At 42.7% G+C, this 9912-nt stretch carries 9 protein-coding genes; 6 read left to right on the top strand and 3 right to left on the bottom strand.

Going from position 1 to position 9912, the window contains the following annotated elements; translation table 11 throughout:
* The 3 genes from AC4HAO_RS07715 to AC4HAO_RS07705 form a co-directional block, all read left to right on the top strand.
* Positions 1-717: LPXTG cell wall anchor domain-containing protein (locus AC4HAO_RS07715; RefSeq protein WP_491135027.1), on the top strand; the 717-nt coding region annotated here is incomplete at its 5' end.
* A gap of 229 nt (positions 718-946) precedes the next feature.
* A complete protein-coding gene (cshA, locus tag AC4HAO_RS07710; RefSeq protein WP_491135026.1) occupies positions 947-2503 on the top strand; it encodes a degradosome RNA helicase CshA in 1557 nt (518 codons plus the stop codon).
* A 675-nt stretch (positions 2504-3178) separates the two neighbouring features.
* The gene (locus AC4HAO_RS07705; RefSeq protein WP_447453150.1) at positions 3179-3430 is read left to right on the top strand and encodes a hypothetical protein; all 252 of its coding nucleotides are present in this window, start codon (positions 3179-3181) and stop codon (positions 3428-3430) included.
* An 82-nt stretch (positions 3431-3512) separates the two neighbouring features.
* Here AC4HAO_RS07705 and AC4HAO_RS07700 read toward each other — a convergent pair whose 3' ends face one another.
* On the bottom strand, positions 3513-4784 hold the full coding sequence (locus AC4HAO_RS07700; protein ID WP_491135025.1) for a 2-hydroxycarboxylate transporter family protein: 1272 nt from the start codon (positions 4782-4784) through the stop codon (positions 3513-3515).
* Between the two features lie 23 nt (positions 4785-4807).
* Positions 4808-6430: a malolactic enzyme gene (locus AC4HAO_RS07695; RefSeq protein ID WP_491093207.1), complete on the bottom strand. Its 1623-nt coding sequence runs from the start codon at positions 6428-6430 to the stop codon at positions 4808-4810.
* Positions 6431-6589: 159 nt separating this feature from the next.
* On the opposite strand from AC4HAO_RS07695, the gene AC4HAO_RS07690 reads away from it, so the two are divergent.
* Complete coding sequence (locus AC4HAO_RS07690; protein ID WP_491093208.1) at positions 6590-7483, top strand: LysR family transcriptional regulator; 894 nt, start codon at positions 6590-6592, stop codon at positions 7481-7483.
* A gap of 41 nt (positions 7484-7524) precedes the next feature.
* Here AC4HAO_RS07690 and AC4HAO_RS07685 read toward each other — a convergent pair whose 3' ends face one another.
* Positions 7525-8523, bottom strand: a complete 999-nt coding sequence (locus tag AC4HAO_RS07685; RefSeq protein ID WP_491135024.1) for a GIY-YIG nuclease family protein — start codon at positions 8521-8523, stop codon at positions 7525-7527.
* A 195-nt stretch (positions 8524-8718) separates the two neighbouring features.
* On the opposite strand from AC4HAO_RS07685, the gene AC4HAO_RS07680 reads away from it, so the two are divergent.
* On the top strand, positions 8719-8961 hold the full coding sequence (locus AC4HAO_RS07680) for a hypothetical protein (RefSeq protein WP_491093210.1): 243 nt from the start codon (positions 8719-8721) through the stop codon (positions 8959-8961).
* A gap of 96 nt (positions 8962-9057) precedes the next feature.
* Positions 9058-9291: a hypothetical protein gene (locus AC4HAO_RS07675; protein WP_165209822.1), complete on the top strand. Its 234-nt coding sequence runs from the start codon at positions 9058-9060 to the stop codon at positions 9289-9291.
* Positions 9292-9912 lie beyond the last annotated feature (621 nt).

Below are 9912 nucleotides of genomic sequence, written 5' to 3'. Positions count from 1 at the left end.
GTCAATAACGTGCCTAAGGTGGATCCTAAGAAGGATGTGACCCTGACTCTAGATCCAGCCGATACCAATAACCTTGACGGTCAGAGCGTAGCGCTCAACCAAGTCTTCAACTACCGTCTGATCGGTGGGATCATTCCGGGCAACCGCTCGGATGAGCTGTTTGAGTATAACTTCTATGATGACTATGACCAAACAGGGGATCAGTATACCGGACAATATAAGGTCTATGCCAAGTCTGACATCACCCTCAAGGATGGGACTGTGATCGCAGCGGGAACGGATGTGACCGGTTATACGGAGGCAGACGTCAATGAAGCAGAGGGGCTCATTGTCATCAGATTCCAGGAAAGCTTCTTGCGTTCGGTTTCGCTGGCCTCTAGTTTCCAAGCGGAAAGCTACATCCAGATGAAGCGGATAGCGGTTGGCACCTTTGCGAACACCTATATCAATACGATTAACGGCGTGACCTACAGTTCGAATACGGTTAAGACAACGACACCGGAGGATCCGGCTGATCCTACGCCGCCGGCACCAAATCGTAACCGTCTGCCGCTAACTGTGAGCTATTACCTTGAGGACGCAACACCGCAGCCAGCGAAGGCCAGTCTTTTACCACAGACGGGCAGTCAGGAGAGTGCTTATCTGCCGCTCTTAGGCTTGAGTGCGATTTTAGCTAGTCTTGGTTTGGCAGGGATGCGCCGTAAGAAGGAAGCTTAATCAAACCAAAGAAGCAGATCTAGTCTCTGCTTCTTATTTTTAAGGTCCCATTAGCAGCTCTGGCAGCTGCCTTTTATTAGAAGTGGCTAGAGTTTAAACATTTTTCTATATAGAAACTATCATTTTTACCCATAACGTGGTATACTAAGTAGGTTGCACTAAAGTGCAATTATTATATATTACAGGTTTTATAAGACAGCCTCGCACTGTTTTTAGAAAGAGAATTTAAGTGAAATTTACAGAATTACATTTAGCAGAAGATATTCTGCAAGCCGTTGACAAAGCAGGTTTTGTCGAGCCTTCTCCTATCCAGGAACTGACGATTCCTTTAGCCCTCGAGGGCAAGGATGTCATCGGTCAAGCACAGACAGGAACAGGTAAGACAGCTGCTTTTGGTTTGCCAACCCTCAATAAAATTGATGCTGAAAATAAAGCGATTCAAGCTTTAGTTATTGCGCCAACGCGTGAATTAGCGGTACAGAGTCAGGAAGAGCTCTTCCGCTTTGGCCGTGAAAAAGGCGTCAAGGTTCGTTCAGTTTATGGGGGATCTAGCATTGAGAAACAAATTAAAGCCCTGCGTTCAGGTGCCCATATTGTCGTTGGTACACCGGGACGTCTGCTGGACTTAATCAAACGTCGGGCTCTTAAGCTCAATACGGTTGAGACCTTGATTCTTGACGAAGCTGATGAAATGCTTAATATGGGGTTTCTTGAGGATATCGAGGCTATTATCAGCCATGTTCCTGAAGAACGTCAAACCCTTCTCTTTTCAGCTACCATGCCTGATGCCATCAAGCGTATCGGTGTGAAATTTATGAAAGAGCCCGAGCACGTTAAAATTGCTGCTAAAGAATTGACCAGCGACAAGGTCGAACAATTTTATATCCGAGTTAAAGAGCAGGAAAAGTTCGATACGATGACCCGCCTTATTGACGTTGATCAGCCGGAATTATCTATTGTTTTTGGTCGTACCAAACGTCGTGTTGATGAATTGACCCGCGGGTTAAAGCTGCGTGGCTATCGCGCAGAAGGTATTCATGGTGATTTAGATCAGAACAAACGCCTGCGAGTTATCCGCGATTTTAAAAATGATAACCTTGATATCCTAGTTGCAACCGATGTGGCTGCCCGTGGACTGGATATCTCAGGTGTGACCCATGTTTATAACTATGATATCCCACAGGATCCTGAAAGCTATGTCCATCGCATTGGGCGGACAGGTCGTGCCGGTAAGTCAGGTCAGTCTATCACCTTTGTGTCACCAAATGAAATGGGCTATCTGTCTATCATTGAAAAATTGACGAACAAGCGTATGAAGGGACTAAAACCGGCTACAGCCGAGGAGGCCTTTCAAGCAAAAAAACGTGTGGCTCTTAAAAAGATTGAGCGCGATTTCGCGGATGAAGCGGTTCGAGCTAACTTTGAAAAATTTAAGGGTGACGCTGTTAAATTAGCAGCTGAATTTTCACCAGAAGAGCTGGCTCTCTATATCCTTAGCCTCACCGTGCAGGATCCTGAGACAATGCCAGAAGTCGAAATTAGTCGTGAAAAACCACTACCTTTTAAACCGTCTGGTAGTCATAAGGGCAAAGGCGGTCGCGGTAATAATAATCACCGCAGTGGCGGTAGAGATCGTTATCGCCGGGATAACAATGGTCGACGCGACTTTAAGCGGGTCTCCAATAAAAATCGTAAAGACTTCGAAAAAAAGGACAATAAACGTCCCCACCGCACTTCAAGTGAAAAGAAAAATGGCTTCGTTATCCGCAATAAAGGTGACAGATAAGTCCATTTGTTTCTTGTTGTATAATTAAAAGGCACCTCAGCCATTGTGTACATGTATGCACAGCTGAGGGACCTTTTTATTTTTTTCCTACTCTCTTGAAAGTTTTTAAGAAGGAATTGAGAGAACCTTTAAATATTATTAAAATGAGCTGGAAGCGTTTACAAAAATAGTTACAAATAAGTATAATATAGGCGTAGAAGGTTATAACTTTTTAAAGATATTATTGGGGAGGTGATCTCTATGCCATCGCGTCATGATTTACATCATTCCAAAAAACAAACCTCCTTTTGGAAATGGGGAGGCACACTTTTAGGTCTGGTTTTGATAGCTTTAATCGCTTTTATTTTCATCAATCAATCCACGACTACAACGCATAGTAACCAAAAGGCAAGGAGCCCTCAAAATTCTATACGTCATAAATCATCAAATCATTCGGCAGAAAAGCCTAAGAACAAGAGTAGTTCAGTATCTAGCTCCAGCCAATCAGGTACCAATGATAGTGATAACAATCAGTCTTCTAGTCAGAATCAGAGCCAGATTATTTCCAGTGATCTAGTAGGTACGTGGCAGGGTCAGACTCCTGTCAGCAATTATGCAGTTACCATGACCTTTCAGGAAAATGGTCAGATTGATGTGGCGGTTGACCAAACCGCTCTCAGTCTTACAGTTGGCAGTTTGAGAGAAATTTCACCTGGCCTATACCTCTACCAAGATATCAGTCCTGCTGATCAGGCTAACTACTTGTTACCGGGTGCTGAACTCGGTGGCACTGGTGGCCCAGTCAAGTTTGGCTATGGGGTATCCGTCAATGGTGATACCATTAAGCCTGTCTTCTGGCAGGTTCAACCAGACCAAGATTTTACGGCCGATAACATGTCCAAAGAAGCCGGCTACCACGGAGTATTCACTCTCAGTCGTAGCCAATAGAAACTTCACTGGGCATATTAACATAGAAAAAGCGAGGTAGATTTTCTGAGTAATCTGCCTCGTTTTGCGTTTACAGGATAATTTAGCTAAAGAAGTGAATGAGAATACCACCTAATATCAGAATAATAGCCCCGCCGAGCCGGTTGGCCATCTGGGCGAAGGCAATCATTTCCATACGATCAGCAGCTGAGAGGACAGCGATATTGCCAGTACCCCCCATTGAATTATTAATCATACCTGCACCGATGGCTGTTTCGACTGGATAGAGACCAAAGATTTTACCGAGGAACCAGCTGGCCAGTCCCATGGCGATTACCGAAGTTAAGCTAAGGATAAGGAATTGCCAAGTCATGGCCTGTGCTAGTTTGGATAGGTCCATCATAGCCAAACCGATACCAGCCAAAACAGCATGGGTTAAGTTGGTCATGACGACTTGGTTGAACATAACAACACAGTCTTGAAGTGCTTTTGGTACGGAATCAGTTGCTTTCAAGATAAAGACAATGATGATCATAAAGGCGTAACTGTGGATCTTTGGAATAAAGGCGTTGAGGATAACACCGATGAGAAACAATCCAAAGGCAAGCATGAGGCCAACGCCAATCTTAGTAGCATCAAGCCTTAATTTTGGTTTTTCAAGCTCTTCCTTATTAACTTCGATCAGAACACCGTGACCGTTGTACTTGGTATTGACGAAAGCTTTAGCAAGAAAGATAGCCCCGATGATGGCAAATAGGTTACCCAGAGTCGTTGCGGGGGCCAACTGATTAAGGATTTGACCGGCAGGGACATGGAGTTGGCTAGCATAGATTTTAGAAAGCGGTACGATACCAGCTCCCATACCTCCAGCCATCTGAGCCATAGAGATATAAAGTACAGAGTGACCAAAGCCTTGACCAAGAAGGGCTCCCATAGTACCTGTAGCGAAGAAGCCAATGACCATAGTAGCGAGTGAGATTGGGATGAAGCGAGCCGAAGCCTTAACCAAGAGGTTGCGGTTCATGCCTAGGATAGCCCCACAGATCAAGGCAGCAATATAGAAGTCTAGAAAACCCCAATCTTGCATAAAAGTTCCCGTAGCTTTAACCAGTTCCTTAGGCATGATATGAAGACTGTTAAGCAGGGCAGCCGCAATCAAAGTAAAAACAGAACCACCACCGAGGTAGGTGTTAAAAATAGGCAATTTTTCCCCACAGAAGTAGAAGAGGTGCCCTAAAAGGATGAGCATGAAGGTAATTCCTAACATATTAAAAGGAAGTTTCCCCATCCAGATGGTAATAGCTAAAATGATGATCAAACCCATATAGAGGGGGAGACCAAGACCGGAGATTTTAATATCGTTTAATTTTTTCATAATAGCTAAGAGCCTCCAACTACTTAATAATCAGGGTACCATTTGAGGTCACGGACAGCCTTAGCCATATCAGTTTCCTTTGCTTGGGCCAAGCCCTGTTCTTGCGCTTTTTTGGCAACGGCTTCAGCTACCTTAATAGAAACATCAGCTACATACTTAAATGGTGGAAGAACGGGTGCCCCTGGCTGACCCGGATCGACCAAACCACTGAGTGAGTGAGCAGCGGCCCCAATCATTTCATCAGTCAAGAGCTTGGCTTCTGAGGCTAACATACCAAGTCCGAGACCTGGATAGATAAGGGCGTTGTTGGCTTGACCGATTTGATAATCGACGTCCTTATAAGTAACAGTACCGGAAGGAACACCTGTTGCTACGAAGGCCTTACCATCAGACCATTCAATCACTTGCTCAGCAGTTGCTTCCAATTTTTTAGTTGGGTTAGAGATTGGGAAGATAACCGGACGTTCGGTATTTTGACACATAGCTTGGACAACTTCCTTGGTGAAGGCACCAGCATCGGTAGAAGTACCGACCAAGATTGTTGATTTAACAGTTTTGATGACGTCAAGCAAATTGGTCATATTGTCGGAACCTTCAAAGTCAGCGCGCTTCTTAGCAAATGGTTTTTGAGCTGGAGTGAGATCATCCATATCGTCAAAAAGAAGACCCTGCTTATCGATCATGAAGAAATGCTTGTAGGCTTCCTCTTCTGACAACCCTTCGCTGACCATTTCAGCATGAACTCGAGAAGCGATACCAGCACCGGCAGAACCACCACCGTAGCAGAGGTAGACTTGATCAGTCAATTTTTCGCCAGTGATATCAAGGGCGCCAAAGATACCACCAAGTACAACGATACCAGTACCTTGGATATCATCATTAAAGGTTGGAATGTCATTCTTGTATTTATCAAGAATAGTAGCAGCATTGGAGCGGCCGAAATCCTCCCAGTGGAGGTAGAGTTTAGGAAAGAGTCTTTCAGCTGTTTGGACAAACTGGTCAATAAACTCGTAATATTGTTGGCCGCGGATCCGTTCATGACGGTTGCCCAGATACATAGGATTATTCAAAAGCTCACGGCGGTTGGTACCGGCATCAATAACCAGCGGCATGACACAGGCAGGGTCGATACCGGCAGCCGCAGTGTAGACCATGAGTTTTCCGACAGATATATCAACTCCTTGTACGCCCCAGTCACCGATACCAAGGATACCTTCAGCATCAGTTGCTACAATTAGACGAATATCACGGTCACCAGCAGCATTTTTCAAGGTTTCTTCAATATTTTCAGGGTGGTTAATATCAAGGTAGGCCGCGTATTGAGGATCAACAAAAAGTTGGCTGTAATTTTCAATAGTATCTGCAATTGTGGGATCGTAAACAATAGGATTAAACTCTACGATATGCTGATTGAACAAATAGTAAAAAAGGGTGCGATTGGTATTGAAAATTTCCATCAAAAAGAGACGTTTTTCTAGATCTGATGGTTTTTGTAGGTAGTGCTGGTAAGCTTGATCTGCCTGTTCTTCAATGGTTTGTACGTAAGGTGGTAAGAGACCAATCAGACCGTGTTCCTTACGTTCTTCCATAGTGAAGGCAGTTCCCTTATTCAAAAAGGGATTGTTTAAAATATCGTGTGCTTGCATTTTATTCTCCTCTATAATAAATAATGATAAGTAATGCTCCTCGCAAAGAGCGACCTTATTATAGGAGTGCCGCCTTCTTATAGTCAACTGCCCATCTTATCATAAATTTTATTTATAAGACAACCTTTTGTGCTACAATGATAAGAGTGGAGGTTCTGTATGAATATCAGGGATTTAGAGTATTTTCAGGAGTTATCTAAGTTAAACTCATTTACGGCAGTCGCCCAGTCTTTCAAGGTCAGTCAGCCTACCATTACCTACGCTGTCAAGCGATTAGAAAGTTACTTTAACTGTGAACTGTTTGTCAAGGATCCTTCTCACCGCTCGGTCATTTTAACCCAGCAAGGGAGGATTCTAGCTAAACATATTGAAGCTATTCTAGCAGAACTGGCGATTTCTCAAAAAGAGATAGCACGCGTTAGTCATCAGGAAGTTAAGGTTGGTTTTCCTCCTATTATCAGAGCACGAATTTTATCAGAGCTTATTCATAAAGGAGCAGGCCTAAATTTTATGTCTAGAATGCAAATGTTGGGCGGTGGCTCAGTTGATTTGCTATCGCAGCTAATAGCTGGCGATTTGGATTTCAGCCTTATCGGAAGTCTGCACCCCTTGGAACATCCTAAGCTAGTTACGAAGGAGCTCTACCAGCGTCCTTTTTACATTATCGTATCGGAAAAGCACCCTCTGGCCAAGAAGCAGGCTGTCTCCTTTAGTGAAGTATTAGATGAACCCTTCCTTATTCTGGATGAAGGCCATACGCATTTAGAGGCCTTTAATTACCTGAATGATAAATACCAACGAGGCGCTAATATCTTTCTAAAATTGAGTGAGGTCGCCATTATTGGACAGATGGTTGAAGAAAATCTTGGCATTACCCTGCTGACAGACTTTCTCCTCTTTTCAGAATTAGAAGGTCTGGTCAAGATCCCTCTTATAGATGACGATAATGTCAGTTTTCATGTCAGCTACGCCTATCCTAAACAGGCTGTGCTCTCTCCAGTCATTCAAGAGTTTATCACTCTTTTAGAGCAGATTGATAAGACTAACGTATAAAATAAGAGCAGGACAAGCAATTGCTCAGGCTTCTCCTGCTCTTATTCAGTATGTTCCGCTATGTAATCCAGTTTTTCCTGCCGAGTTTTTTGTTTAAAGAGGCTTTCGGCTCTCATGGCAGCATTTTTGTGATTGAAGGTTTCCGAGTAGATAAGTTTGACAGGGAGTCGCGCCTTAGTATATTTGGCGCCTTTTCCAGCATTATGTTTGGCTAAGCGTTTGTCTAAGTCAGTTGTATAGCCGGTGTAGAGGCTGCCATCCGCGCATTCCAGCACATACATGTAAGCCCTGTGATCCTTACCAAAATAGATATCATGAATCTCGTCGGTGTAATCGCCATTATCCTTGTGGACAATGAGCGGCGGCAGGAACTTCAACCCGTCTAGGGATCCATCCTTAATGGCTTCAATCAAGAGCATATTGGCTTCCTTATCCTTTTTGGGATAGACAAATTGGATCCACTTTGGGGCCAGCTTATAGTTCTTCATTGTGTCTAAGATTTCTAAAAAGCGCTCCGGCCGATGCACCATTGCCAACCGCCCCTTGGTTTTAAGTGCCTGCTGACTGATTTGGCAAATCTCTTCAATGTCAGTCGCAATCTCGTGACGGGCTAGAAGATAGTGCTGACTGGCATTTTTCTTGGAGGTTTCGGTTGCCTTGAAATAGGGAGGATTGCAGAGAATAAGATCCACTTTTGAGCGAGGCGCGTGGTTCATGAGATTTTTTAGGTCATCATTAATCATGGTGACCTGCTCAGTTAAGCCATTGAGCTCAATCGAGCGCTGTCCCATATCAGCCAGTCGCTCTTGGAGTTCAATTTCTAGGATTTTGGCCTTAGTTTGAGTTGAAGCAAAGAGACCGACGGCACCGTTGCCGCTGCAGAGATCAACGATCAAACCTTTAGACGGGAACTTTGGAAAGCGTGACAGCAAGACACTATCGACAGAGTAGCTGAAAACTTCCTTGTTTTGAATAATTTTAACATCAGTAGAGAAGAGCTGATCAATGCGCTCTCCTTTAAGCAGATTTTTCTTTGCCATGGAAATCATTATAGCATGATTTGATAGTGAAGAGAAGGTGAGAATGAAACAGATGATAATTATCAGAAAGATTATTATTTATTTTCGAATGATTACTATTTGTATTAAAGATTACAAATTCACTCTAATTTTCCTTGCATAAGTAAATTTTAAGCGCTACAATGACTGCGTAATTTTTTAAAAAGAGAACTTTCTATGAACACAGTAAGTTTGGATTCAATGGCTTTTGATAATTTTGAGGTGGTGGATGGAAACTTTCTCTCAAATGTAGATGGTGGTGCTGAGTGGGGTAATGCGTTGTTGAGTGCTGCCACTTCAATTGGCTTCGGTGCTATGGCTCTCACTGCAGCACCAGTCAGTGTTCCAGCAACTTTAATGTTATTAACTGCTCAAGGAGTATCAACTGGTTTAGAAATATATTATTTGAACAAAGATTAAAAATTTAGCTGGGATTATGAAATTCTAAATACTAGTAGTGAGATATAAATATGCCTAATTATAGAAAGTGATTAATTATAGGGAGAAAATTTTATTATGAATATAACAACATTAGACACAGTAGCTTTTGATGACTTCGAAATCGCAGACGCAGACTTTATGGCCTCTTTTTCAGGAGGTGGCAATACAGTAGGAGTACTAACTGCAGCGGCTACTTCATTAGGATTTGGTGCTGCAGCCTGTTTAGCAGCTGGGACTCCTGTTGGTTGGCTATACCTAGGAGCACAAGGGCTGGCGATGGCTGCTGAGTATGCCTACTCTCAAGAATAATAAGAGGTGAGCAATTTTGTTGGAAAAGAAGAGTACTCAAGAAAAGATTGCAAGGTTACTGGCTTTAACAGTGAGTACATTTGCTCTAACTTTCCTTTTATGGCCTATTTCAAAGTTTTTTTCGATCATTTTATTTCTAGCATTGATGGTTACCAATGTCTTCCTACTTTTGTCAAAAAATGATTAAAAATATAAAATGAGAAGAGTTATAAAATTACTATCTTGGTTCATAATTGCTATCGTTGATTTTGTATTTATCTGACCAAGTCAAAGAATAGTGGCAACAGTGATATTTGCATTAATCATAGTTGCAATGTCTTCAGTTTTTTTGTTGCACTTTATTTTACAATCTATCATGATAAAAAAGCTAAAATCATGATATCAAAATTCAGTAAATTTTTATGCTACTCCCCCGTCTCCATCATGGCGTCTGGGCTCTTTTGATAATGATTCAGAGTCGTTAGGAGCTGGATCATTTGAATGCGGAATGTGACAGCATGTACTAGCAGCCTTAGCAATAGGAGTTATCGCTATTAATATGGAGCTTACGACAGGATATTGCTATAATAATGCAGATTGGATTATTGGTAATAAAAACTGAGATTCTTTTAAAACTCGCTA

The organism is Streptococcus sp. ELY_137, assembly GCF_058314515.1.
This window is presented reverse-complemented; position numbering and strand designations above follow the sequence as displayed.